Origin of the sequence: Flavobacterium sinopsychrotolerans, assembly GCF_900110375.1 — a bacterium.
In the GTDB taxonomy this organism is placed as follows: Bacteria; Bacteroidota; Bacteroidia; order Flavobacteriales; family Flavobacteriaceae; genus Flavobacterium; species Flavobacterium sinopsychrotolerans.
In genome coordinates this window covers 67,044-90,843 of the sequence record NZ_FODN01000004.1, presented here as the reverse complement: position 1 = coordinate 90,843, position 23,800 = coordinate 67,044, and the positions used below count along the sequence as shown (strand labels likewise).

General features: G+C 32.5%; 24 protein-coding genes. 13 read left to right on the top strand and 11 right to left on the bottom strand.

The features are described from left to right. Positions 1-7 precede the first annotated feature (7 nt). Together BMX64_RS08925 and BMX64_RS08920 are read right to left on the bottom strand one after the other, a co-directional pair. The gene (locus BMX64_RS08925) at positions 8-919 is read right to left on the bottom strand and encodes a bifunctional metallophosphatase/5'-nucleotidase (protein ID WP_091171141.1); all 912 of its coding nucleotides are present in this window, start codon (positions 917-919) and stop codon (positions 8-10) included. Between the two features lie 128 nt (positions 920-1,047). Next, complete coding sequence (locus BMX64_RS08920; RefSeq protein WP_091170502.1) at positions 1,048-1,824, bottom strand: 5'-nucleotidase C-terminal domain-containing protein; 777 nt, start codon at positions 1,822-1,824, stop codon at positions 1,048-1,050. A gap of 47 nt (positions 1,825-1,871) precedes the next feature. On the opposite strand from BMX64_RS08920, the gene BMX64_RS08915 reads away from it, so the two are divergent. The 12 genes from BMX64_RS08915 (at position 1,872) to BMX64_RS08860 (ending at position 13,796) form a co-directional block, all read left to right on the top strand. Further along, a complete protein-coding gene (locus BMX64_RS08915; RefSeq protein WP_091170499.1) occupies positions 1,872-2,390 on the top strand; it encodes a DUF6913 domain-containing protein in 519 nt (172 codons plus the stop codon). 7 nt (positions 2,391-2,397) lie between these two features. Then, positions 2,398-3,285: a 4-hydroxy-tetrahydrodipicolinate synthase gene (gene dapA / locus BMX64_RS08910; RefSeq protein ID WP_091170496.1), complete on the top strand. Its 888-nt coding sequence runs from the start codon at positions 2,398-2,400 to the stop codon at positions 3,283-3,285. A 127-nt stretch (positions 3,286-3,412) separates the two neighbouring features. After that, positions 3,413-4,207, top strand: a complete 795-nt coding sequence (locus BMX64_RS08905) for an outer membrane protein assembly factor BamD (RefSeq protein WP_091171137.1) — start codon at positions 3,413-3,415, stop codon at positions 4,205-4,207. Between the two features lie 8 nt (positions 4,208-4,215). Further along, positions 4,216-4,533 (top strand): DNA-directed RNA polymerase subunit omega, encoded by a 318-nt coding sequence (locus BMX64_RS08900; protein ID WP_035671643.1) that lies wholly within the window; start codon positions 4,216-4,218, stop codon positions 4,531-4,533. A gap of 8 nt (positions 4,534-4,541) precedes the next feature. After that, complete coding sequence (gene coaBC / locus BMX64_RS08895; RefSeq protein ID WP_091170493.1) at positions 4,542-5,759, top strand: bifunctional phosphopantothenoylcysteine decarboxylase/phosphopantothenate--cysteine ligase CoaBC; 1,218 nt, start codon at positions 4,542-4,544, stop codon at positions 5,757-5,759. A 66-nt stretch (positions 5,760-5,825) separates the two neighbouring features. Further along, positions 5,826-6,710 (top strand): type IX secretion system protein PorD, encoded by an 885-nt coding sequence (gene porD / locus BMX64_RS08890; RefSeq protein ID WP_091170490.1) that lies wholly within the window; start codon positions 5,826-5,828, stop codon positions 6,708-6,710. 55 nt (positions 6,711-6,765) lie between these two features. Next, complete coding sequence (recN, locus tag BMX64_RS08885) at positions 6,766-8,418, top strand: DNA repair protein RecN (protein WP_091170486.1); 1,653 nt, start codon at positions 6,766-6,768, stop codon at positions 8,416-8,418. A gap of 96 nt (positions 8,419-8,514) precedes the next feature. Next, on the top strand, positions 8,515-9,705 hold the full coding sequence (fabV, locus tag BMX64_RS08880; protein WP_091170482.1) for an enoyl-ACP reductase FabV: 1,191 nt from the start codon (positions 8,515-8,517) through the stop codon (positions 9,703-9,705). A gap of 128 nt (positions 9,706-9,833) precedes the next feature. Further along, positions 9,834-10,835 carry a glycosyltransferase family 2 protein gene (locus BMX64_RS08875; RefSeq protein ID WP_091170479.1) on the top strand — a complete coding sequence of 334 codons (1,002 nt, stop codon included), beginning with the start codon at positions 9,834-9,836 and terminating at the stop codon, positions 10,833-10,835. Position 10,836: 1 nt separating this feature from the next. Continuing rightward, the gene (gene coaE / locus BMX64_RS08870; RefSeq protein ID WP_091170475.1) at positions 10,837-11,433 is read left to right on the top strand and encodes a dephospho-CoA kinase; all 597 of its coding nucleotides are present in this window, start codon (positions 10,837-10,839) and stop codon (positions 11,431-11,433) included. Positions 11,434-11,492: 59 nt separating this feature from the next. Further along, complete coding sequence (locus BMX64_RS08865) at positions 11,493-13,076, top strand: sensor histidine kinase (protein ID WP_091170471.1); 1,584 nt, start codon at positions 11,493-11,495, stop codon at positions 13,074-13,076. A gap of 3 nt (positions 13,077-13,079) precedes the next feature. After that, complete coding sequence (locus BMX64_RS08860) at positions 13,080-13,796, top strand: response regulator transcription factor (protein ID WP_091170468.1); 717 nt, start codon at positions 13,080-13,082, stop codon at positions 13,794-13,796. A 52-nt stretch (positions 13,797-13,848) separates the two neighbouring features. Here the strand turns inward: BMX64_RS08860 and BMX64_RS08855 are convergent, their stop codons facing one another. The 8 genes from BMX64_RS08855 to BMX64_RS08820 form a co-directional block, all read right to left on the bottom strand. Then, a complete protein-coding gene (locus BMX64_RS08855; RefSeq protein WP_091170464.1) occupies positions 13,849-14,589 on the bottom strand; it encodes an acyl-[acyl-carrier-protein] thioesterase in 741 nt (246 codons plus the stop codon). A 37-nt stretch (positions 14,590-14,626) separates the two neighbouring features. After that, positions 14,627-15,544, bottom strand: coding sequence for a tRNA (adenosine(37)-N6)-dimethylallyltransferase MiaA (gene miaA / locus BMX64_RS08850; RefSeq protein WP_091170459.1), 918 nt, complete (start codon positions 15,542-15,544; stop codon positions 14,627-14,629). Between the two features lie 162 nt (positions 15,545-15,706). Further along, positions 15,707-16,537, bottom strand: a complete 831-nt coding sequence (locus BMX64_RS08845; RefSeq protein WP_091170454.1) for an ion transporter — start codon at positions 16,535-16,537, stop codon at positions 15,707-15,709. A gap of 24 nt (positions 16,538-16,561) precedes the next feature. Then, complete coding sequence (locus tag BMX64_RS08840; RefSeq protein WP_091170450.1) at positions 16,562-17,923, bottom strand: exonuclease domain-containing protein; 1,362 nt, start codon at positions 17,921-17,923, stop codon at positions 16,562-16,564. Positions 17,924-17,976: 53 nt separating this feature from the next. Then, entirely contained in the window at positions 17,977-18,639 is a 663-nt protein-coding gene (locus tag BMX64_RS08835; protein WP_091170446.1) for a YggS family pyridoxal phosphate-dependent enzyme, read from the bottom strand. A gap of 23 nt (positions 18,640-18,662) precedes the next feature. After that, positions 18,663-19,883 (bottom strand): DUF1015 domain-containing protein, encoded by a 1,221-nt coding sequence (locus BMX64_RS08830; RefSeq protein WP_091170440.1) that lies wholly within the window; start codon positions 19,881-19,883, stop codon positions 18,663-18,665. 77 nt (positions 19,884-19,960) lie between these two features. Then, complete coding sequence (locus tag BMX64_RS08825) at positions 19,961-20,848, bottom strand: 3-hydroxyacyl-CoA dehydrogenase family protein (protein ID WP_091170436.1); 888 nt, start codon at positions 20,846-20,848, stop codon at positions 19,961-19,963. A 42-nt stretch (positions 20,849-20,890) separates the two neighbouring features. After that, positions 20,891-21,856, bottom strand: a complete 966-nt coding sequence (locus BMX64_RS08820; protein WP_091170433.1) for a Gfo/Idh/MocA family protein — start codon at positions 21,854-21,856, stop codon at positions 20,891-20,893. 144 nt (positions 21,857-22,000) lie between these two features. Here BMX64_RS08820 and BMX64_RS08815 point away from each other — a divergent pair, with 144 nt between their 5' ends. Continuing rightward, positions 22,001-22,642 (top strand): protein-L-isoaspartate(D-aspartate) O-methyltransferase, encoded by a 642-nt coding sequence (locus BMX64_RS08815; protein ID WP_091170430.1) that lies wholly within the window; start codon positions 22,001-22,003, stop codon positions 22,640-22,642. 39 nt (positions 22,643-22,681) lie between these two features. Here the strand turns inward: BMX64_RS08815 and BMX64_RS08810 are convergent, their stop codons facing one another. After that, positions 22,682-23,731 carry a Fic family protein gene (locus BMX64_RS08810; protein WP_091171134.1) on the bottom strand — a complete coding sequence of 350 codons (1,050 nt, stop codon included), beginning with the start codon at positions 23,729-23,731 and terminating at the stop codon, positions 22,682-22,684. Between the last annotated feature and the right edge of the window lie 69 nt (positions 23,732-23,800).

The window sequence follows — 23,800 nt, the reverse complement described above, 5'->3', positions numbered from 1 at the left end:
ATTATAGCTACACTATAATCGATTTCCCTTCAAATGCTTTTGCTTTATTATTGTCTAAATAAAAATCTATTCTTCCTAAATTAATACCATAGCAACCTACTTGATTTACTAAAACTTCTTTGCCCACAAGGTTCTTAGCAACTGTAGGTTTGTCCAGAAAAGTATGAGTGTGACCACCAATAATTAAATCAATATCCTGAGTCAGTTCGGCTAATTTTAAATCACAAATTTTAGTAGGCTCGTCTCTATATTTGTATCCTAAATGTGACAAACAAATTACGATATCACATTGCTGTTCTTTCTTTAAAATCCGAACCATATCTTGAGCCGTTTCAACAGGATCATTGTACACGGTTTCCTTGTACATTCCTTTGTCAACTAATCCTGCAAGCTCTATTCCAAGTCCAAAAACACCAACTTTTATTCCGTTTTTATGAAATATTTTATACGGTTTTACAAAACCATCCATCACAGTATTTTTAAAATCGTAATTGGCGGATATGAACTCAAATTTAGCGTGTGGCATTTGTGCGTGCAAACCTTCAACACCGTTATCAAAATCGTGATTTCCTATTGTAGACGCATCATATTGCATCATACTCATCAATTTGAACTCTAATTCACCTCCGTAATAATTAAAATAAGGCGTTCCCTGAAAAATATCACCGGCATCCAATAGTAACACGTTTGGATTTTCCTTCCTGATCGTTTCAATCAAGGCTGCTCTTCGCGCCACGCCACCCATATTTGCATTTCTGGGATGATCCGCAGGAAACGGATCAATATAACTGTGAACATCATTCGTGTGTAAAACCGTCAATTGTCTGGTTTTAGAGGTCTCAAAACTACTCAATGACACACCTAAACTCAATAAAGCTGAACCAGCAGCTGTTTTCTCTATAAATTCTCTTCTCTTCATTTTATATTTTTTTGGAGCTATTTCCCGCTTTTCGCTGTATCCACGCAAAAAAAGCGTGGGATGCCGCTGCAATCAGGGCTAGGGCTTTCCGTTTTCTAAAACTATTTTGTTCTTTAAATTCGAATTACTTATTCAACCGTAATTCTAACATCTTTTATCACAGGAATGGTATCAACTTCTTTAAAATAATCAATAAGGATATTTCGAAGTTTGTATTCTAAATCAAATTTCTGAACTCCTTTTTTGAAGAAATTCATGTTGTCTCCACCATTAGACAAATAATCATTGGTTCCCACATAATAAATGGTCTCTTTTTGAACAGGTTTTCCTTGAACTAAAATATTTTTGGCAACATTATTTTTATCAATTGTAAATGTTACTCCGGCTAATGGATGTGGTTTCTTTTCAGCAATAAAAAAGTCAACCATTTCAAAAATTTGTTCTCCTTTTAATGCAATAACAACTAAACTGTTTTCAAAAGGCATAATTTCAAAAGCGTTTCTAGCAGTAACATTTCCTTTTGGAAGTATGGAACGAATCCCTCCGCTATTGAGCAAACAAATATCAATATTCTTTTTTTCTCTGGCTTGAAATACGATATTCCCTCTCATCAAAGTAACATCAGCCATCAAATTACCAATTGTAGTTTGCCATTTACCCGTGCTTTTATCCAATGTTTCAGGACAATAAGCCAGCACGCTGTCTAAATCTTTGTTAATGTGTTCCCGATACGGTTTTATAAAATTTTCAATTGCAGGAACTTGATTTTCCTTTTCAGTAATAGGAATTCGTTTTCCTTCTATTTTTGTGACGTAATTTTGTTTGCTGCAAGAGGCAACAAATAAAAATGTTAAGAATATAACAAAAAGTTTAGAAACGTCGTTATACTTTTTTAGATTTACCATTTTAAATGCGACTTAATTAATTAATTTTGTAATCAAGTAAAAGTAATATGTTTTTAAATTATATAAAGAATTTTTTTGTAAAAAAAACATTAAAAAATAGCTTGCAAAATTTAAAAACTAATGTTTCTGATGATACTATACAAACAGTTGGTTTGCTGGTTGATGCCAGTGATTTTACAGCAACGGAACTATTGATTGCAGCGTTAATAGAGCAGGGAATTTTACTGGAAAATATAAAAACAATCGTTTATTGTGACATAGTAAAGAAAAATCAAGGAATAAAATATACTACATTTAGTGCAGGACAACTTAAATGGAGTGGACAAATTGCATCGGTTGAGATAAATGATTTTATCAATGAAAAATTTGATTTATTAATCAGTTATTACAACGTAGAGAAAGCAATACTATTGCAAATTACGCACAATTCAAAAGCACAATTTAAAGTTGGCTTTTCATCAATAGACAAAAGATTAAATCATTTTATAATTAAAACTGAAATCAATAATTACAGCGTTTTTATAAGTGAATTATTTAAATATTTAAAATTATTAAACAAAATATAAATCTAATATGCAATCATTAATAGGAACTGGTGTTGCTCTAGTAACTCCATTTAAAGAAGATTTTTCAATTGATACCGAAGCTTTAAAAAAAATTGTAAATTTTTCTATCGATGGAGGAATTGAATATCTTGTGGTTTTGGGTACTACTGCAGAAAATGCAACTTTGTCTCCAGACGAAAAAGAATTAGTTATTAGTACTGTAATCGAAGCTAATAATGGTGCTTTACCATTAGTTTTGGGAGTGGGAGGAAATAACACCGCGAAAGTTGTTGATGAGCTAAGAACAAGAGATTTATCTGCATTTACAGCTATACTTTCTGTTTCTCCATATTATAACAAACCAACTCAGGAAGGGATTTACCAACATTTCAAAGCAGTTGCTGAAGCCTCCCCAATTCCCGTAATTTTATATAATGTTCCAGGAAGAACGGCAAGTAATATGCTGCCTACAACTGTTTTGCGTTTGGCTAATGATTTTGAAAATGTTGTAGCTATTAAGGAAGCTGCAGGAGATCTTGTTCAGGCGATGCAATTATTGAAAGACAAACCGAAAGATTTTCTTGTGATTTCCGGCGATGATATGATTGCTTTACCAATGGTTTTAGCAGGTGGATCAGGCGTAATATCTGTAATAGGTCAAGGTTTTCCTAAAGAATTTTCTGAAATGATTCGATTAGGTTTGAATCGCAAAGTGGATGAAGCTTTCAAATCTCAATATCTTTTAGCGGATTGTATCGATATGATTTTTGAGCAAGGAAATCCAGCTGGAATCAAACAAGTGTTTCTATCACTGGGAATTTCAGAAAACACAGTGCGTTTGCCATTAGTAAAAGTAGATGATTCGCTAGCAAGCAGGATTGATCAGTTTGTTAAAAAAGTCAATAAACAAGGGTAAAAAAACAGTCTTTTTTTAAACAAAAATATATTTTGAAGTCGCTAAATTAATAACTAAATTTGCCACCGAAACTTCGGTATGATTTCGTAGGTTGTTTCAATCAAGAAATCATAAAAAAAGTAAAAAAATGAAAAAAATATTATCTCTATTGCTTCTTGTTGCTGTTTTCAGTTCTTGTAACGAATACCAGAAAGCATTAAAAACCGAAGATGTCGCTGTCAAATTTGAAATGGCCACTAAATTATATGATGCTGGTAAATATACCAAAGCAATTCGTATTTTAGAACAAATTGCTCCTGCTTATAGAGGAAAACCTCAAGCGGAAAAATTGTTTTATATGTTTGCTCAATCCTATTATAAAACAAAACAATATTATTTAGCAGGATATCAATTTGAAAGTTTCGTTTCGGGTTATCCAAAAAGTGAAAAACTGCAAGAAGCTGCATATCTTGGTGCAAAAAGCTATTCCATGTTGTCGCCAGTTTATAGTTTAGATCAAACGGATACTACAAAAGCATTGGATAAATTACAATCATTTATTGATAATTATCCAAATTCTGAGTATTTGGCAGAAGCGAATGCAACAGTAAAAGTACTGAGTGAAAAAATTGAGAAAAAAGTATTTGAGAACGCTAAAGGGTATAATACAATTTCTGATTATAAATCGGCTATTGTAGCTTTAGATAATTTTGTTGCTGATTATCCTGGAACGCCTTACAAAGAAGATGCATTGTATTATAAATTAGATTCAGCCTATCAATTGGCCATTAATAGTATTCCTTCAAAAATGGAAGAGCGATTAAATGTAGCTAAAGTTGCACAATCAAATTTAATAAAATTTAATGCTGAAACTAAATACAAAAAAGTAGCAAACGAAATGTTAGCTCGAATAGATAAAGATTTACAAAAATTTACTAAATAAATAAAGTCATGGATTTAAAAAAGACGAATGCTCCAGTAAATACAATAACATACAACAAAAATGTTATTGAAGAACCTACTGGTAATGTGTATGAAGCGATAACCATTATGGCTAAAAGAGCAAACCAAATCAATTCTGAAATTAAAAAAGAATTGACTGAGAAATTGGAAGAATTTGCTACATATAATGACAGTCTTGAAGAAGTTTTTGAAAACAAAGAACAAATTGAGGTTTCAAAATTTTACGAAAAACTACCTAAGCCACACGCTTTAGCAGTTCAGGAATGGTTAGATGGTAAAATTTACCACAGAGATTCAAATAAATAATAGTTACTATGTCAGTTTTAAGCGGTAAGAAAATTCTACTTGGAATTTCTGGTGGAATTGCAGCCTATAAAACAGCATCATTAGTACGACTTTTCATAAAAGCAGGTGCACATGTCCAAGTGATAATGACACCTGCTTCTAAGGATTTTGTAACTCCTCTTACGTTATCCACGTTATCCAAAAATCCTGTACATTCCAGTTTTTATAATCAAGACGACGAGAATGAAAAATGGAACAATCATGTTGAATTAGCACTTTGGGCTGATTTGATGGTTATTGCGCCTGCAACAGCCAATACATTGTCGAAAATGACAAATGGTACTTGTGACAATCTTTTGATTGCAGCCTATTTATCAGCAAAATGTCCAGTGTATTTTGCTCCCGCAATGGATTTAGATATGTACAAACATCCTTCTACCATTGCTAATTTCTCTTCTCTGACTCAATTTGGCAATGTCATAATTCCTGCTGAAAGCGGTGAATTGGCAAGCGGATTATCGGGTGAAGGAAGAATGGCAGAACCTGAAAACATTGTAGCTTTTATTGAAGCGGATTTAAATAGCAAGTTGCCTCTTAAAGGAAAAAAATTATTGATTACTGCCGGTCCCACATACGAAGCAATAGATCCTGTGCGTTTTATAGGCAATCATTCTTCGGGTAAAATGGGTTTTGATATCGCTTTAAGCGCTGCGAATTTAGGTGCTTCGGTGATTTTGGTTTCGGGACCTACAAATTGTAAAGTTTCAAATCCATTGATAAAGGTAATCTCAGTAGTTTCAGCAGAACAAATGTATGTGGCTTGTCATCAGTTTTATGCTGACGTAGATGTTGCGATTGCAGCTGCAGCCGTTGCAGATTACAAACCTAAAAACGTTGCCCAACAAAAAATAAAAAAAGCCGCTGATAATTTCACAATAGAACTCGAAAAAACGAAAGATATTTTAGCTTCTTTGGGCGAACAAAAGAAAAATCAGTTTTTGATAGGTTTTGCATTAGAAACAGAAAATGAAATTGAAAATGCAAAACTAAAAATTCAGAAAAAAAACTTAGATTTGATAGTTTTAAATTCGCTACAAGATCAAGGAGCGGGTTTTGGAAAGCCAACCAATAAGGTTACTTTTATCGATAAGTTTTTCAATATTGAACCTATGGAATTAAAATCGAAAGAAGCAGTAGCAGACGATATCCTTAACAAAGTAGTAGTTCACTTTGATAAAGGAATATAGTATTTTGTAATTTCACCTCACATATAGTTGCGATTTAGATAAAACCAAAATAATAAAAATCTACAGATGAATAAAATATTTACTTTTTTGCTGCTTTTTATTTTTGGATTTGCTCAAGCACAACAACTAAATTGTACAGTAACAGTTGATTCACAACGATTGAGTGTCACAAATCAACAAATTTTTAAAACTTTAGAAGCTTCTGTAAGTGAGTTTGTAAATAAAACGGATTGGACAGGTCAGACACTTAAACAAAACGAAAAAATTAATTGTTCGATGTATATCACTATTTCTGGTAATAGTTCTGATCAATTTACAGCCACAATTCAAGTACAGTCTTCCAGACCTATTTTTAATTCCTCTTATTCATCTCCAGTATTAAATTATAATGATAAAGACTTTAATTTTAGATATACAGAGTTTGAAAATCTAATATTTAATCCAACTTCGTTTGATTCTAATTTAGTTTCTGTACTTGCATTTTACACGTATGTAATTTTAGGAATGGATGCAGACACATTTGTTACTGAATCTGGTAACCCAAGTTTTGAAATAGCCCAAAATATTTCGAATGTGGCACAACAAGGTGGATCAAAAGGATGGAGCCAAGCTGATGGAAACCAAACTAGGTATTTTTTGATAAATGATATTTTATCGCCTCCATTCAAGCAAATCAGACAAACCATGTTTGATTATCATACTGGTTTAGATCTAATGAGTCAGGATTTAAAAGCGTCTAAAGAAAAAATAAAAGGATCATTAATGGATTTAGCTAAACTAAATGCTTCAAGACCTAATGCTTTTTTAACCCGTGTCTTTTTCGATGCTAAATCAGATGAAATCGTTTCTGTATTCTCTGGTGGACCTAGTATTACAATTTCAGATTTAGTCGATAATCTGAATAAAATATCTCCTTTAAATTCAAGTAAATGGGCGTTGATAAAATATTAATTGTTTTCCAATTTTTAGTTTAATTCCAGCTCATCATCACAAAAAATAAATAAAAATGATAACGTCACTTTCGATAAAAAACTATGCTTTAATAGAAAAATTGACTATCGATTTTTCAAAAGGTTTCTCAACAATTACAGGTGAAACCGGTGCTGGTAAATCAATAATTTTAGGAGCATTAGGACTGGTTTTAGGAAAAAGAGCTGACTTGACTTCTTTAAAAAACAAAGATGAAAAGTGTATTATTGAAGCTCATTTTGAAATTTCTAAGTATAATTTACTTCCTTTTTTTGAAGCTAATGATTTAGATTATGAAAATGATACCATAATCAGACGTGAAATTCTTCCTTCCGGGAAATCAAGAGCTTTTATAAATGACAGCCCTGTAAATCTTCAGGAATTGCAGGAACTGAGCTTATTCTTGATTGATATTCATTCACAACAGCAAACCCAGGAACTTTCGGATGAAAATGTGCAGTTTGAAATTATTGATGCAATTGCCAATAATAAAGAAACAATTTTGGAATATCAATCGCTTTTAAAAAGCTATAAATCGGATAAATCCAAATTAAATTCGCTGCTGAAAAGACAAAGCGAATCTAAGAAAGAGCAGGAATACAACACTTTTTTACTGGATGAATTAGTCGCAGCACAATTAAAATCTGGTGAGCAAGAAACTCTTGAGGTTGATTTTGAAAAATTAAATAATGTTGAAATTATAAAAGAATCGATTGATAAATCTTTGGCAATAGCCAATGAAGAACAAATTGGAGTTTTACATAATTTGAATGAAATCAAGGTTTCATTACAAAAAATCGCCTCTTTTTCGACTGAATATCATTCTTTGTTAGAAAGGATTACAAGCTTGACAATTGAGTTTGATGATATTTCTGATGAAATGAATCGCTGTTCTGAAAAACTGATTAATGATCCGGAACAATTGGATTTAATCAGTCAAAAGCTTCAGGTTATTTTTACTTTGCAAAAGAAACATCAGGTTTTATCTGTTGATGAACTATTGGGAATTCAAACCAATCTAGAAAATTCGGTTTTAGAATTAGGTAACATGGAAGAGGAAATTGCGGCACTGACGATTTCTATCGAACAAAAAATAATTGAATTAGATGCTTTTTCGAATACAATTCATACGAATAGATTGGAATCGATTCCAGTTTTATCTCAAAAATTGATTGCCATTCTAGAGACGTTGGGAATGCCAAATGTCCGCTTCAATATTGATATAAATACTACGGAAACCTATTTCCAGAACGGAAAAGATGAACTTCAGTTTTTATTTTCTGCCAATAAAGGAACTGATTTTGGTTTATTAAAAAAAGTGGCTTCTGGCGGAGAAATGTCAAGGATTATGCTTGCTGTTAAGGCTATATTGGCACAATACTCAAAACTCCCAACATTAATTTTTGATGAAATTGATACTGGTGTTTCCGGAGAAATCGCCATCAGAATGGGGGAAATCATGAAAGAAATGAGTCAAGAAATGCAGATTTTTGCTATTACCCATTTACCACAAATCGCTGCTAAAGGAAATGCACATTTCAAAGTATTTAAATCGACTGTTGGGGACGATACACAATCTGAATTGAAGTTATTAAGCAATGAAGAGAGAGTTGTGGAAATCGCACAAATGTTATCTGGAAGTGTCGTTTCTGATTCGGCCTTAAATCATGCTAAAGCCTTGCTGAACTAATTTTTTACTTTATATTTGCTTACTTTTGAAAACAAGATTTTTGCATCAACAATAAGACGATTACACGAATAAATAAAAAAACGAATAACCAAGAGTATGATTATAGAACCTAGAATGAGAGGATTTATTTGTACGACATCTCACCCAAAAGGATGCGAACAAAATGTTAAAAATCAAATAGAATACATAAAATCAAAAGGACCTATAAACGGGGCTAAAAAAGTATTAGTAATTGGAGCTTCAACCGGTTTTGGTTTGGCTTCCAGAATTACAAGTGCTTTTGGTTCTGATGCTGCTACAATTGGTGTGTTTTTTGAAAAACCGCCAACAGAAGGAAAAACAGCTTCACCAGGTTGGTATAATTCTGCTGCTTTCGAAACGGAAGCGCATAAAGCAGGTTTATATGCAAAAAGTATCAATGGTGATGCGTTTTCGAATGAAGTAAAACAACAAACATTAGATCTTATAAAAGCTGATTTAGGGCAAGTTGACTTAGTAATCTACAGTTTGGCTTCTCCTGTTCGTATGCATCCGCTTACCGGTGTTTTGCATCGCTCTGTTTTGAAGCCTATCGGAAGTACTTTTACCAATAAAACGGTTGATTTTCATTCTGGTAAAGTTTCAGAAATTTCAATTGAGCCATGTAGTGGCGATGATATTGAAAATACAATTGCCGTGATGGGTGGTGAAGATTGGGCTATGTGGATTGATGCTTTAAAAGCTCAAAATCTATTGGCTCCCAGCGCTACAACTGTTGCTTATTCTTATATAGGGCCATCATTAACTGAGGCGGTTTATAGAAAAGGGACTATTGGTCGCGCTAAAGATCATCTTGAAGCGACAGCATTTGCTATTACTGACAGTTTAGCTGCTATTAATGGTAAAGCATTTGTTTCGGTAAATAAAGCATTAGTTACACAAGCAAGTTCAGCAATTCCAGTTATTCCATTGTATATTTCTTTATTGTACAGAATAATGAAGGAAGAAGGGATTCATGAAGGTTGTATTGAGCAAATTCAACGTTTGTATCAAGAAAGATTATATACTGGAAATGAAGTTCCTGTAGATGAGAAAGGAAGAATCCGTATTGACGATTTAGAAATGCGTCCTGACGTTCAGGAAAAAGTGGCTAAATTGTGGATTGAAGCTGTAACTGAAAATTTATCTGAAATCGGTGATTTAGAAGGATACAGAAAAGATTTTTACAATCTATTTGGCTTTGACGTAGCAGGAGTAGATTATAAAGCAGATGCGAACGAAGTGGTAAACATCGAAAGTATTGGGTAATCCTCTATTTTATTAAAAAATATTTATAGAACCATCAATTAATAGTTGATGGTTTTTTTATGGATAAAGATTATATTTGTTAAAATTTTCAACACTTAAAATATAATAATAATACCACATTCTAATTTATGTTATTTTCCTTAATAATCCCAGTTTATAATCGGCCAGACGAAGTTGATGAACTTTTAGAAAGTTTGTCTCATACAACATACAAAGAAATTTTTGAAATTGTATTAGTTGAAGATGGATCTACTTTAATTTGTAAGGATGTTGCCAGCAAATACGGTGATAGACTTGATATTTCCTATTATTACAAGGAAAATTCTGGGCCGGGTGACTCTAGAAATTATGGAATGAGAAATGCCAGAGGAGATTATTTTATTATTTTCGATTCGGATTGTATTATTCCAGAGGAGTATTTGTCAGAAGTTGATAAAGCTTTAAAACAAAATTATGTGGATTGTTTTGGAGGACCAGATAAAGCTTTAGATAGTTTTTCGGACATACAAAAAGCAATTAATTTTGCGATGACTTCTTTTTTAACTACTGGCGGAATTAGAGGTGGTTCTGAAAAAATTGATAAGTTTCAACCTAGGAGTTTTAATATGGGATTGTCTCGCAAAGCTTTTGAAGCATCCAAAGGTTTTGGAAACATCCATCCAGGTGAAGATCCTGATTTGTCAATTCGTTTGTGGAACTTGGGTTTTGAGACCAAACTTTTTCCAAAAGCATTTGTATATCATAAGCGAAGAATTGATTGGGATAAGTTTTCAACTCAGGTAAATAAATTTGGCAAAGCACGACCGATTTTAAATAGTTGGTATCCAAAATACAATAAACTTACTTTTTTCTTTCCTTCGGTTTTTATTATTGGATTTTTTACTTCAATTGTATTGTTATTGATTTTTAATTTTGATTACCTGCTTCAATTGTATTTTATTTACTTTTTGGTACTGTTTTTGGTGTCATCTTATCAGAATAAAAGTATTAAAATAGGTTATTTGTCACTAATTGCAATTTGGAAACAATTCTATGGATATGGAATGGGTTTTATACATTCTTATTATAAAGTAATTATTTTGAGACAAAAACCGCAAGAGGCTTTTCCAGAATTATTTTTTAAAGTATAGTATGACAAAAATTATTGGTTTAACCGGCGGTATTGGCAGTGGAAAAACGACTGTAGCAAATTATTTTAAATCATACGGAATTCCAGTTTATATTGCTGATGATGAAGCCAGAAAAATCATGCAATCAGCAGATATTATGGAAGCTATAAAAGATTTATTTGGTGCTGATGTTTTTGAAAATGAGACATTGAATAGAGAAAAATTGGCAAAAATTGTATTTAATAATCCTGAAAGTTTAGAAAAACTCAATGGTATTGTTCACCCTGCTGTAAAAAAACATTTTGAGCAATGGCTTTTACAAAATCTAGAAGCTCCTTATGTTATTTATGAGGCTGCTATATTATTTGAAAGTGGGCGTTATAAAGACTGTGATATAATTATAACTGTGACAGCACCAATAGAATCAAGGATTCAAAGGGTTATTAAGAGAGATAACACGACACGAGAACTTGTTTTGAAACGAATAAACGCTCAGTGGACTGATGAAAAACGAATTTCAAAAAGCGATTTCGTCATTGAAAATATTGCTATTGAACCTACAAAGTTAGAAATTGATCGAATTCTTAAAATTTTAAAGATTAAACAAAAACAAGCTTAGGTGTTAATGTTTGGTTAATCTATTATTTAATATATTGTTAAAATACTAAATTTGTTTAGATGAATAAACTTTTTTTTAGATTACTTGTTTTGTTGATGAGTCTATCCTTAATAGGAATTATTCTTGTTCAGGTATATTGGTTTAATTCTTCATTTAAAAACAATGATGAGCAATTTAAATTTCATGTTAAGCAAGTAATTGGTAATGTGGCCGATAAACTTCAAAAGCAAGAAGCATATAATTTTTATGATAAAATAAATCATTATAAAGATAGTACTGGAAAAGTTCCTAAGAAGGATGATATATTAGAATTTTATTATGTTCAAAAAAATCCCAGAACAAATAAAACTATCATATATTCTAATAGTATAATTTCTGAAGATTACAATATTTCTCCAACGTTCTTTGATAAAAAATTTGATACCGAAAAATTTAAAAGCTTTAGTTCTAAGCGAATTACAGAAGTTTATAATGATAATTCCATTGATAAATCGGATGTAAATCAAAGTCTGATTCCAGATGTTAGAATTGAAAAATCAGGAAATTTAGATATTTTAGACAATGCACTTTTTGAAATTTCAGCTAAAGATGTATTGTCAGCTATGCCACTTGAGGAACGTGTTTCTGTACCTGTTTTACAGAAACTTATCAAGAAAGAATTAGAAGAGTATGGTATTGAAACTAAGTTTGAATTTGGTATTTATAGTAATAATTTAGCTACTAAAATTAAATCAAATGAGTTTAAATATGATAAAGAAGCTACCTATTCTATTCCTGTTTTCATTGATAATGAAGGGAGTACTAAATATGAATTGTTGGTTACATTTCCACTTAAAAAGAAATTTTTACTCTCAGAGTTGGTTAGTATAACCGTACTTTCTATTGTTTTTACGCTTATTATTCTGATTGCCTATTCAAGTGCATTGAATCAGTTGATTAGACAACGTCAAATTTCTGAAATCAAGAATGATTTCATTAATAATATGACGCATGAGTTTAAAACTCCTATTGCAACGATTAATTTAGCTTTGGATGCTATAAGGAATCCTAAAATAATCGATGATAAAGAGAAAGTTCTGCGATACCTCCAAATGATTAAGGACGAAAATAAGCGTATGCATGCACAAGTTGAAAATGTTTTACGAATTTCTAAATTAGAAAAGAAAGAATTAGATATTACTAAAGAATCTAATAATATTCATGAAATTATTGAAGATGCAATAGATCACGTGAATTTGATTTTAGAAGATAGACAAGGAAAAATAACCTGTTATTTCAATGCTGTAAGAACTACAGTATTAATTAATGATGTTCATTTTACCAATGTGATTGTTAATATTCTGGAGAATGCTATAAAATATTCTCCAAACGTTCCAGAAATTGAGATTTTTACTGAAAATATCAAAGACATGATTATTATCAAAGTAAAAGATAAAGGTTTGGGAATGAGTAAAATTGCTCAAAAAAGAATTTTTGAAAAATTTTACAGAGAACATACCGGAGACATTCATAATGTGAAAGGACACGGTTTAGGATTAGCGTATGTAAAAAGAATTGTTGACGACCATAATGGTCAAGTATATGTTGAAAGTGAAAAGGGAAAAGGGAGTACCTTCATAATAAAATTACCATTAATAAATTAGAATATGGAAAATGTAAATAAAAAAATACTTCTAGTCGAAGATGACCTTAATTTTGGTGCAGTTTTGAAAGATTATTTAATGCTAAATGATTTTGATGTTACTTTGGCCAAAAATGGTATGGAAGGCTTCGAAAAATTTAAAAAAGATACTTATGATTTATGTATTCTTGATGTGATGATGCCTTACAAAGACGGATATACATTAGCTAAAGAAATCAGAGAAAAAAATAATGAAGTGCCAATCATTTTTTTAACAGCAAAATCGATGAAAGAGGATGTGTTGAAAGGATATAAAGCAGGCGCTGATGATTACTTGAATAAACCTTTTGATTCTGAAGTATTGTTGATGAAAATCAAAGCTATAATTCAAAGAAAATCATCGGATACAAAAGCAGAACAAGTACAATTTGAATTTAATATTGGTAAATTCCATTTGAATTCAAAACTTCGTTTTTTAACTTTTAATAATGAAGAGCCAATAAAATTATCTCCAAAAGAGAATGAATTATTGAAAATGTTGATTCTTCACGAAAATGATTTGATGCCAAGAGAATTAGCTTTGACAAAAATCTGGAGAGATGATAACTATTTTACTTCAAGAAGTATGGATGTGTATATCGCTAAATTGAGAAAGTATTTGAAACTTGATGAAGATGTGGAAATTTTGAACATCCACGGAGAAGGATTCAGATTAGTTGTTAAGAATAAAGTAGCAGAATAAAAAAGATTTAAGCCTCAAGAAATTGAGGCTTTTTTTTGGATCAAAAAGATATTTATTTCCAGTTCAATTGTAAAGCGAAACTCGTCTTGTCTTCTTTAGTAATGCTAAAAACAGTTTCATCTTCAGAAATACTTTCGTGAATAATCACTTGATCTTTTAGTGATAATTCCTTTAAGAAATTCATCTCAAAACTTTCAATTTTTTGATTCAGAATTAATTTTTCATCAACCAAATCTAAACACCATTCCAGATATTTGACATTATTAACATGATTTACAATGTCTAAATCAGATAAAAAGACACTTTTTTCAAAAACCATTTCCTTTTCATTATTGAAATTAATTTTAGAAAAACCTTCAAGAGTAGCTCTTTTTTCGGGATATAATTCAAAATGTTCAAACGGTAATGCTAATGCTTCCGGTCGACGCTTTTTAGTATTAAAAACAGCCCAAAAAGTCTCAGAACCTACAATTTTTTCTCCATTCACATGCATTTCCAGTGCCCGAACGGAACGGGAGTTCTCCAAGGAATTGATCCATGTTTTTACGGTTACCGTATCACCCCATTTTGGCAATTTGCTTATCTCGATACGCATCCGACTCAAAACCCAAGCTTGGTCATATTCCTGCATGTCCGTAAAACTAATGCCGCCAATTTCTGAATGTGCTGCAGCTGTTAACTGCAAAATATTGCACAAATCAGTGTATTTTAAAAATCCATTTGGTGCGCATTGTGTAAAATTGATTTCCCAGTCTTTGCTAAGGATGGATGTGAAGTTAGGTGAAATGGGCATATTGAAATTATGAATTATGAATTTGTATTCTTTAGTTTTATTTTTTTGAATTGATGTAATCTACAATAGTTCCATACGGAGTTTCAAAATCAAACCATTTGGTATTTTCATTTTTTTTGAACCAAGTCAGTTGGCGTTTTGAAAATCGTCGGGTGTTTTTCTTTATTTCTTCGATGGCAAATTCCAATGAAATTTCTCTATCAAAATAACTGAATAACTCGCGGTAACCCACTGTTTGTAATGCATTCAACTCTTTATTTGAGAATAATGTTTTGGCTTCGGCTAGTAAACCTTCGTTTATCATAATATCAACGCGTTGATTGATTCGGTTATAAATGACCTTTCTATCGGCTTCCAAACCTATTAAAATAGGCGTGAAGGTGCGACTGTTCTGCTTTTGATTTAAAAAAGAAGAATATGGTTTTCCGGAACCCAAACATACTTCTACAAAACGCATCATTCGTTGTGGATTTTGTAAGGTTTGAGGATTGTCAACAGTTAAAGTTTTGAAATAATCAGGATCTAAAACTTCGAGTTTTTGCTGTAAATATCCGATTCCTAATTTTTCATAATTCGTATTTATTTCAGTACGAACTGAAGCGTCAATTTCCGGAAATTCATCAAAACCTTTTAGAATTGCATCTACGTACAATCCGGAACCACCAACGAGAATCGCGTAATCATTTGTCAAAAATAATTCTTCCAGTTTTGCAATCGCTTCTTTCTCGAAATCACCAACGGTATAATTTTCGAATATAGATTTGTTTTGGATGAAATGATGAGTTGCAGTGTCTAATTCTGATTCATTGGGAACTGCTGTTCCAATGGTCATTTCCTTGAAAAACTGTCGGCTATCGCAGGAAAGAATTTCGCATTTGAAATAATTAGCTAAAACAATGCTTAAGGAAGTTTTTCCGATAGCTGTAGGTCCGACAATAGTGATTAAGTATTTCATATTTTTTTTAGCCCAGATGGAAACGGAAACCCCGGAGTTATGGAAGTTAGTTTTTCTTGGTGTAAAAGAGCGACTGGAGGAAGCTCCTTTTATGCCTTAGAAAAACAACTGTAATAACGAGGAGTTGCAGTGAACAGCTGGAATTGCTTCCAATTATTAGTATTATAAATCTGCGCCACAATGGTAGCAGTATTTTGCATTATGCTCATGTCCTTCGGTTCCGCAAACAGAACACGGATTGATTCTTTCGGCCCTTGGTTTTTTACGGTTGCTGTTAGCGAATTCAGCTGAAACAATTCCTGTAGGGACGGCAATAATACCGTATCCCATGATCATTACTAACGAAGCAATGGCTTGACCAAGTGGCGTTATAGGCGAAATATCTCCATATCCTACAGTTGTGAGCGTGACGATAGTCCAGTAAATACTGATAGGAATACTAGTGAAACCGCCTTCTTTTCCTTCGACTACATACATTACAGAACCGATGATGATACTGCTGATAAGCATGAAATAGATGAATATCAATATTTTTCCTTTGCTGGCAATCAACGCTTCTTTGAGGTGTGTAGATTGGCTGGAGAACTGTGGATGTTTTAAAATTTTGAATAATCGCAATAATCTCAGGGCTCTGACCACTGTTAAGACACTGGTACCAACAAAAAATAACGAAAAGTACATGGGTATTGTGGCTATCAAATCAATTATTCCGTAGAAACTAAATATGTATTTCCAGGGTTTTTTAAGGGAAATAATACGGAGTAAATATTCTAAAGTGAAGAAAATGGTAATAACCCACTCCAAAATAATAAGTTCATCATGATATTTTGTATCAAAACCTTTTACAGTTTCCAACATAACAATTATAACGCTGAGTAAAATAACACCCAAAAGTACCAAATCAAATAATCGTCCAGAAGCTGTATTGGTTCCGTAAATTACTATATTCGTTTTTTGTCTGAAAGCGTCAAATTTCGACTTTATTCTTTGCATACTTTTTATTCGATTAACAATCGATTAGAATTTCAAGGTTTTTAGGGTCTTATTTTTTCGGATGTGGCCTTGGATGATATTTTTAGTGTCACGATTATTTTGCATCGGAATAATGATGTTTCTCAGTATTTCGATGTTATTTATTTGATAGTTTAAATCATAAAAAGCATACCCTTTGTAAATTCCATTTTCTATCAAAACTGCTGATCGCTCGCTTATGGTTCTTCCTTTATCAATCAAGACCATGTTTTGATTTTCGAAACTGTTTTTCTCGATAAAACTGAGCACTCTGGCATTGTATTCTTCGGGCGAAACCTCGCCAATACAAGCACCATCGCACTCTTTTATACTGTATTGAAAACAATTTGTTTTAGTATGATACAATCCGGTCAGTTTCTGGCATAAATTGTAATGGGAAGTGATTCTGAACAATGCATTTTTGCCTTCCTGCAACGAAGTAAAAGAGGTAATTTCTTTTTTTCGAACATCTGCTTTTTGAAGTTTTAGGTTCAGATAACCATTTTTATCTTTTTCAGCGTATAAAGCCAATTGATAAATACTTTTTCTTTGCGCTCGGTTATGAATTGGTTTGTTGATTTTTATTTCTTCGCTTTCTTTCAATAAAGCAATCAATTCACTTCCGGTTTCATCATACGTTACCGTGAAAACTTCGGATTGAATCTTTTTGCATTTGGTGGAAGTTCCCGTAAAATGCTGATTCACACGTTTCTTTATGTTTCGGCTTTTACCAATATAAATTAGATTTCCTTTTTCATTATGAATATAGTAAATACCTGTTTTTGCAGGTAGTCTAGCCACAATATCCAGCAATTTTGGGGCAATACCTTTTTCGATTTCCAGCTTAATAAAATCTTTTACAATTTCTTTCTCCAAATCTTTTTCTAAAAGGATTTTGAATAATTTGACTGTTGCCAAAGCATCTCCACTTGCACGATGTCTGTCAGCCATTGGGATTCCAAGCGCACGAACCAGTTTTCCTAAACTATGGGAAGGCTGCTCTGGCAATAGTTTTTTTGATAATTCAACCGTACAAAGTGTCCTGGCTTCAAAATCGTATCCTAATCGTCGGAATTCAGTTCTTAATATTCTGTAATCAAAAGAGGCATTATGAGCCACGATAACACAATCATTTGTCATTTCGATGATGCGTTTTGCAACTTCAAAAAACTTGGGTGCCGATTGTAACATGGCATTATTGATACCAGTAAGTTTCACTACAAATGGCTGAATTGGAATTTCTGGATTTACTAAACTGATGAATTGATCCACCACTTCATGACCATCAAATTTATAGATGGCTATTTCAGTGATTCCTTCCTCGTTGAATTGTCCTCCAGTGGTTTCTATATCTAGTATTGCGTACAAATTTTTTGTTTAATGTTTAATGTCTCAAGTTACGAAACATCTGAAATCAAAAATCAATTTCTTCCTCCAAAGATACTACTTCCAATCCGAACCATTGTGCTTCCGCATTCAATTGCAAGTTGATAATCACCTGACATTCCCATTGAGATAGTTTCCAGTTGGCAGTTTTCAGTTTTTAGTTTTTTTGTTTTGTCGAAAATTGTTTTCAAATGCAGGAATTCTTTTTTGATTTGATCTTTATTGTCTGTAAAAGTAGCCATTCCCATTAATCCAACGATTCTAATGTTTTTTAGTTCCTGAATTTCGTTTGAAGATAGGAGTGAAGCAAGTTCTTCCTCGTCAAGACCAAATTTAGTTTCTTCTTCGGCAATATGTATTTGTAATAAACAATCTATAATTCTGTTGTTTTTTAGTGCTTGTTTATTGATTTCCTGTAGTAATTTCAAACTGTCCACACCGTGAATCAAACTCACAAATAGTGTCATAAATTTGACTTTATTGGTCTGAACGTGACCTATCATGTGCCATTGAATGTCTTTGGGCATTTGTTCCCATTTTTCGGCCATTTCCTGAATTTTGTTTTCTCCAAAAATGCGTTGACCGGCTTCATACGCTTCCATTAAATCTGAAACAGGTTTAGTTTTTGAAACCGCAACTAAGGTTACATGTTCCGGCAAAGCGGATTTTATCTGGAGTAAATTATTGGCTATTCCCATTTTGATGTTTTGATTTTAAGGTGTTAAAGCTCATAAACGACTAATCCGCTTCTAAACTTTGGTTCAATGTACGTACTTTTTGGAGGCATTATCAAATTGGCATCAGCCAAAGCTTTTATTTCTCCAATGTTTGATGGAAATAATATAAAACCGATTTCGAATTCTCCTTGATCAATTTTATTTTTTACCTCTAAAACGGATTGTTTCCCTGAAAGGTATTCTATTCGTTCGTCATTGCGTAAATCCTCAATGGCAAGAATAGGCAGCAGCACTTTTTTGTATAAAATTTGTGTGTCTAAACTATCCAAAGCAGTTAAGAAAACTTCATTTTCTTTTCGTAAAATTAAGCTATAAAAGGTATTGTCCAGATACATTCCGAATTGATGCTTTTGAGAAGGTTGAAAAGGTTGCTGGAATTTGTTTTCAATAATAAAATTCTTTTCTAATTCTGTTATGAAATCTTCTTTCGAGAAACCGTTTAGATCTTTTACTAAACGATTGAATTCATATATTTTGACGTTATTTTCAGAAATTAAATAGCTTAAGATATGATTTTTGGCCGTGTTTTCTTGATCATCATTTTCCTCAGATAATAATTTCAGTGCTTCGGTGCGATGGTGGCCGTCAGCGATATAAAGATTATCCGTCTTTTCAAATATATTTTGCAACCAATTGATTTCTAACGCATCTTCAATTTTCCACAGATAATGAATCTCTTTTTTTGTGGTTGAAAATTCAAAATCGGCTAATTTTTGGGTACAATTAAAAATCCAGTTTTCGATCGTTTTATTATCTGGATATGTCATTAAAACAGGTTCGGTATTGAACTCTGAATATTTCATATATTCTTTTAGTAATCGGACTCGGAAAGCAATAATATCTTCGTGTTTTTTAATGATATTGTTACAATAGTCTACTACACTTGTACCTACTATAATTCCGGTAAAAGAGTGTGTTTTAGTAACAATCTTATGAATATAAATTGCTGGTTTATTGTCTTTTATTAAAATAAGTTCATTTTTGAAATCCTCATATTTTTGATGTACTTGTCGGTATCTTTTTTCAAAAGAAACAGTTTCAGGATTGGTATATGCAGGCTTTAGAATATGTAAGAAGGACAACGGATTGAAATCCAATTGTGCTGCTAATTCTGCATTTACATATTCTTCATAAGAACGACAAGTGACGAGACAAACCTTATCACGAGTGGGACGAACTGCTTTGAAAGGAACTATTTTAGCCATTTGATTTAGTTTTCAGTCACAGCCGCAGTCTTCAGCTGATCATAAAACCTGAAAACTGCGACCGGAAAGGGTAACTTTTATATAAATTGTTTGGAAATTTTCTCTGCTTTTTTGCTTTCAGAATAATCGTAGAAACCTTCTCCAGATTTCACACCCATTTTTCCTGCACGAACCATATTTACAAGTAATGGACAAGGCGCATATTTTGGATTTTTGAAACCGTCGTACATTACATTTAAAATGGCTAAACATACGTCAAGACCAATAAAATCAGCTAATTGTAAGGGGCCCATTGGGTGTCCCATTCCAAGTTTCATAACAGTGTCAATTTCATAAACACCGGCCACTTTGTTGTATAATGTTTCGATAGCTTCGTTAATCATTGGCATCAAAATTCTATTGGCTACAAAACCAGGATAATCGTTTACTTCAACAGGCGTTTTTCCTAATTTTTCCGAAAGATTCATGATGATTTTAGTCACTTCGTCGCTTGTATTATACCCACGAATAATTTCTACCAATTTCATAATAGGTACCGGATTCATAAAGTGCATTCCGATAACACGCTCTGGATGTGCCACAACCGCTCCAATTTGAGTAATAGAAATAGAAGAAGTATTGGTTGCCAAAATTGTATTGTGAGAACAAGCTTCGTTTAATTGCTTGAAAATATTTAGTTTTAATTCCACATTTTCAGTTGCAGCCTCAACCACTAAATCAACACCTACAACACCATCTTTAATATCCGTATAGGTTATAATATTGGTGATTGTTTTGGCTTTATCTTCTTGGCTAATGCTTCCTTTTGCAATCATTCGGTCTAAATTTGCGGCAATTGTAGCCATTCCTTTATCTAATGATTTTTCAGAAACATCTATTAATTTTACGGTAAAACCGCTTTGTGCAAAAGTATGGGCGATTCCATTCCCCATGGTTCCTGCTCCGATTACAGCTATTGTTTTCATTCTTATTTTGGATTAAAATATTTTAATTTTAGGATTTAAAGATTACTTTTTAAAACAATCAATAATTTGATATGCCACTCTTAAGGCTTCAGTTGCTTGCTCCAATGTCACCACAGGAGTAGTATTATTGTTGATGGCATCAGCAAATGATTCTAATTCATCCAGAATGGCATTATTTTGTTCTACATCTGGATTGGAGAAGTAGATTTGTTTTTTTACACCTTCGGCATTTTGTAAAATCATATCAAAATCTCCGGGAACTTCGGGAGCATCTTTCATTTTTACCACCTCGCATTTCTTTTCTAAGAAATCAACTGAGATATAAGCGTCTTTTTGGAAAAAACGAGATTTACGCATGTTTTTCATCGAAATTCGGCTTGCTGTTAAATTAGCAACACAACCATTTTCGAATTCGATTCTGGCATTGGCGATATCCGGTGTATCACTGATAACCGAAACGCCACTGGCATTTATATTTTTAACTTTAGATTTTACAACACTCAAAATAGCATCAATATCATGAATCATCAAATCCAACACTACAGGAACATCGGTTCCACGAGGATTGAATTCAGCAAGACGATGGGTTTCAATGAACATAGGATTTTCAATCATGTTTTTGGTAGCGATGAATGCAGGATTGAAACGTTCCACATGCCCAACTTGACCTTTCACATTATATTCTTTTGCTAAGGCGATAATTTCTTCAGCTTCTTCCACCGTATTTGAAATGGGTTTTTCGATAAAAACATGCTTGCCAGATTTAATAGCTACTTTGGCACATTTATAGTGAGAAAGGGTTGGTGTTACAATATCAATTACATCAACTGCATGAATTAGAGTTGCAATTGTGCTAAAATGTTTATAACCAAATTCTTTAGAAACCTTTTCGGCATTCTCTTGATTTGGGTCATAAAAACCGACTAATTCATATTTATCAGATTGTTGTAATAAACGCAAATGTATTTTTCCTAGATGACCAGCACCTAATACTCCAATTTTCAGCATAATGATGTAATTTTTACAAAAATAGGAATAAAATGATTAATCTATTATTGATGCAGGACAATTCTTCAGTTAATTTAAAATTTAAAATCCAACATTTGAATTCAGAAATTGTTTTCTATTTTTACCAAAATAAAATAGTAAACTTTGAAAGACACAGCCAAACATCAAGGACTTCGGAATCAATTAGTAAGCGTTTTAGAGCAAAAAGGGATTACTGATAAAAGTGTTTTGGAGGCGATAAAAAAGATTCCAAGACATTTATTTTTGAATTCCAGTTTTGAAGATTATGCCTATCAAGATAAAGCATTTCCTATTGGAGCTGGTCAAACGATATCGCAACCATACACTGTAGCTTTTCAATCTCAATTATTAGAAGTAAAAAAAGAACATAAAATTTTAGAAATAGGAACAGGTTCTGGATATCAAACAGCTGTTTTATGTTTGTTAGGAGCCAAAGTATTTAGCGTTGAAAGACAAAAAGAATTGTTTAAACAAACTACTGTTTTATTTCCAAAACTGAATATTCGTCCCAAACATCTTTCTTTTGGAGATGGATATAAGGGGTTGCCAAGTTATGCTCCTTTTGATAGTATTATCGTAACTGCAGGCGCGCCATTTATTCCACAGCCTTTGATGGCACAACTAAAAATAGGAGGAAGGCTCGTTATTCCTTTAGGAGAAGAGGTACAGATAATGACTTTATTAATCAGAAAAAATGAAACACAGTTCGAAAAACATGAGTTTGGAGAATTCCGATTCGTTCCTTTATTAGAAGATAAAAATTAAATTAGAAACCCGTCTCGGTTAAATAACGAGACGGGTTTTTTATTGACCAATAATATTCAAATACCGTTCTAAACTTTCTTTTTCTATTTGAGCAATGAATAATAAAAAATCTTCTTTATTGTTTTTAGTTTGTGCTTTTTCTAGAGATTGATAATAGTGCATTCTATTTTCATAATCTCCTTTGATATTTGCAATAATATAGCCATGTTGCAACAAAACTAGGTTCATTACCAAACGTGAAGTTCTGCCGTTACCATCAATAAATGGATGGATAGTGACTAATCGTTCGTGTATTTCTGCAGCCAAAACTATTGGGTGAAGAGTTGATTTATTAGTTTCGTACCAAATAAAAAAATCTTCCATTTCTTTAGCGACCAAAAAAGGTTGTGGTGGCATATGGCTGCTTCCTTGAATCATCACCTGAACTTTTCTATAACGACCCGCATCTTCCGGGTGAATTCCCCTCAAAATAAGATTATGAATAGACATTACTTCGCGTTCATTTATGGAAGTATTTCTTTGCATTAAATCTTTGATGTAGGCAATCGCTTCTTGATGATTAATCACTTCAAGATGTTCCCGCATACTTTTCCCGGAAATAGTTAAACCTTCATTGATAACCAAATCAGTTTCGCGCAACGTCATGGTATTTCCTTCGATACGGTTACTTTCAAAAGTATATTCTAGCTCCAAAGCTTGTGCAATGCGATAACTGTCAAACTGACGAAATCCATCTAGTTTTGTCTTCAAAGTATCTATTTCATCTAAAATTTTTTGAAGTGTAGTAGATAATTTTTTCTTTGAAGGTTTACTTTGATATCTAATTTCTTGCTCCGCAACTAATAATGCTTTTAGAGCAAATTCATCCTGACCAATTTCATAAAGAATTTTTTCTTTAAGCCAAGCGACCATTATTGTTTCAAAATCTATTTCTAGTAGGAACGCTAATTTTATAACTTGCTCTCTGGTGGGTTTTCTGGTTCCACTTTCAAACTTACTGATTAAGGCTTGATCAATTCCTAAAAGTTGTGCCACTTCTCTAGTTTTGAGTCCCTTTTGTTCTCTTGCATTTTTGAGTAGTGTTTTCATTTTGAAAATGTTTTTAAATGTCTTGACAAATTTAGTCATTTTTTAAACATAAAAAAATATATTCCAATT

Bases quoted from the DNA above. Each gene is read 5' to 3' on its own strand.
- BMX64_RS08900 (WP_035671643.1), top strand. From the start codon at position 4,216: ATGGATTTAAAAAAGACGAATGCTCCAGTAAATACAATAACATACAAC.
- BMX64_RS08835 (WP_091170446.1), bottom strand. From the start codon at position 18,639: ATGGGAATAGCCAATAATTTACTCCAGATAAAATCCGCTTTGCCGGAA.
- coaBC (WP_091170493.1), top strand. From the start codon at position 4,542: ATGTCAGTTTTAAGCGGTAAGAAAATTCTACTTGGAATTTCTGGTGGA.
- miaA (WP_091170459.1), bottom strand. From the start codon at position 15,544: ATGAAATACTTAATCACTATTGTCGGACCTACAGCTATCGGAAAAACT.
- dapA (WP_091170496.1), top strand. From the start codon at position 2,398: ATGCAATCATTAATAGGAACTGGTGTTGCTCTAGTAACTCCATTTAAA.
- BMX64_RS08830 (WP_091170440.1), bottom strand. From the start codon at position 19,883: ATGGCTAAAATAGTTCCTTTCAAAGCAGTTCGTCCCACTCGTGATAAG.
- BMX64_RS08905 (WP_091171137.1), top strand. From the start codon at position 3,413: ATGAAAAAAATATTATCTCTATTGCTTCTTGTTGCTGTTTTCAGTTCT.
- BMX64_RS08810 (WP_091171134.1), bottom strand. From the start codon at position 23,731: ATGAAAACACTACTCAAAAATGCAAGAGAACAAAAGGGACTCAAAACT.
- BMX64_RS08920 (WP_091170502.1), bottom strand. From the start codon at position 1,824: ATGGTAAATCTAAAAAAGTATAACGACGTTTCTAAACTTTTTGTTATA.
- fabV (WP_091170482.1), top strand. From the start codon at position 8,515: ATGATTATAGAACCTAGAATGAGAGGATTTATTTGTACGACATCTCAC.
- BMX64_RS08875 (WP_091170479.1), top strand. From the start codon at position 9,834: ATGTTATTTTCCTTAATAATCCCAGTTTATAATCGGCCAGACGAAGTT.
- porD (WP_091170490.1), top strand. From the start codon at position 5,826: ATGAATAAAATATTTACTTTTTTGCTGCTTTTTATTTTTGGATTTGCT.
- BMX64_RS08860 (WP_091170468.1), top strand. From the start codon at position 13,080: ATGGAAAATGTAAATAAAAAAATACTTCTAGTCGAAGATGACCTTAAT.
- BMX64_RS08865 (WP_091170471.1), top strand. From the start codon at position 11,493: ATGAATAAACTTTTTTTTAGATTACTTGTTTTGTTGATGAGTCTATCC.
- recN (WP_091170486.1), top strand. From the start codon at position 6,766: ATGATAACGTCACTTTCGATAAAAAACTATGCTTTAATAGAAAAATTG.
- BMX64_RS08820 (WP_091170433.1), bottom strand. From the start codon at position 21,856: ATGCTGAAAATTGGAGTATTAGGTGCTGGTCATCTAGGAAAAATACAT.
- coaE (WP_091170475.1), top strand. From the start codon at position 10,837: ATGACAAAAATTATTGGTTTAACCGGCGGTATTGGCAGTGGAAAAACG.
- BMX64_RS08925 (WP_091171141.1), bottom strand. From the start codon at position 919: ATGAAGAGAAGAGAATTTATAGAGAAAACAGCTGCTGGTTCAGCTTTA.
- BMX64_RS08915 (WP_091170499.1), top strand. From the start codon at position 1,872: ATGTTTTTAAATTATATAAAGAATTTTTTTGTAAAAAAAACATTAAAA.
- BMX64_RS08825 (WP_091170436.1), bottom strand. From the start codon at position 20,848: ATGAAAACAATAGCTGTAATCGGAGCAGGAACCATGGGGAATGGAATC.
- BMX64_RS08855 (WP_091170464.1), bottom strand. From the start codon at position 14,589: ATGCCCATTTCACCTAACTTCACATCCATCCTTAGCAAAGACTGGGAA.
- BMX64_RS08845 (WP_091170454.1), bottom strand. From the start codon at position 16,537: ATGCAAAGAATAAAGTCGAAATTTGACGCTTTCAGACAAAAAACGAAT.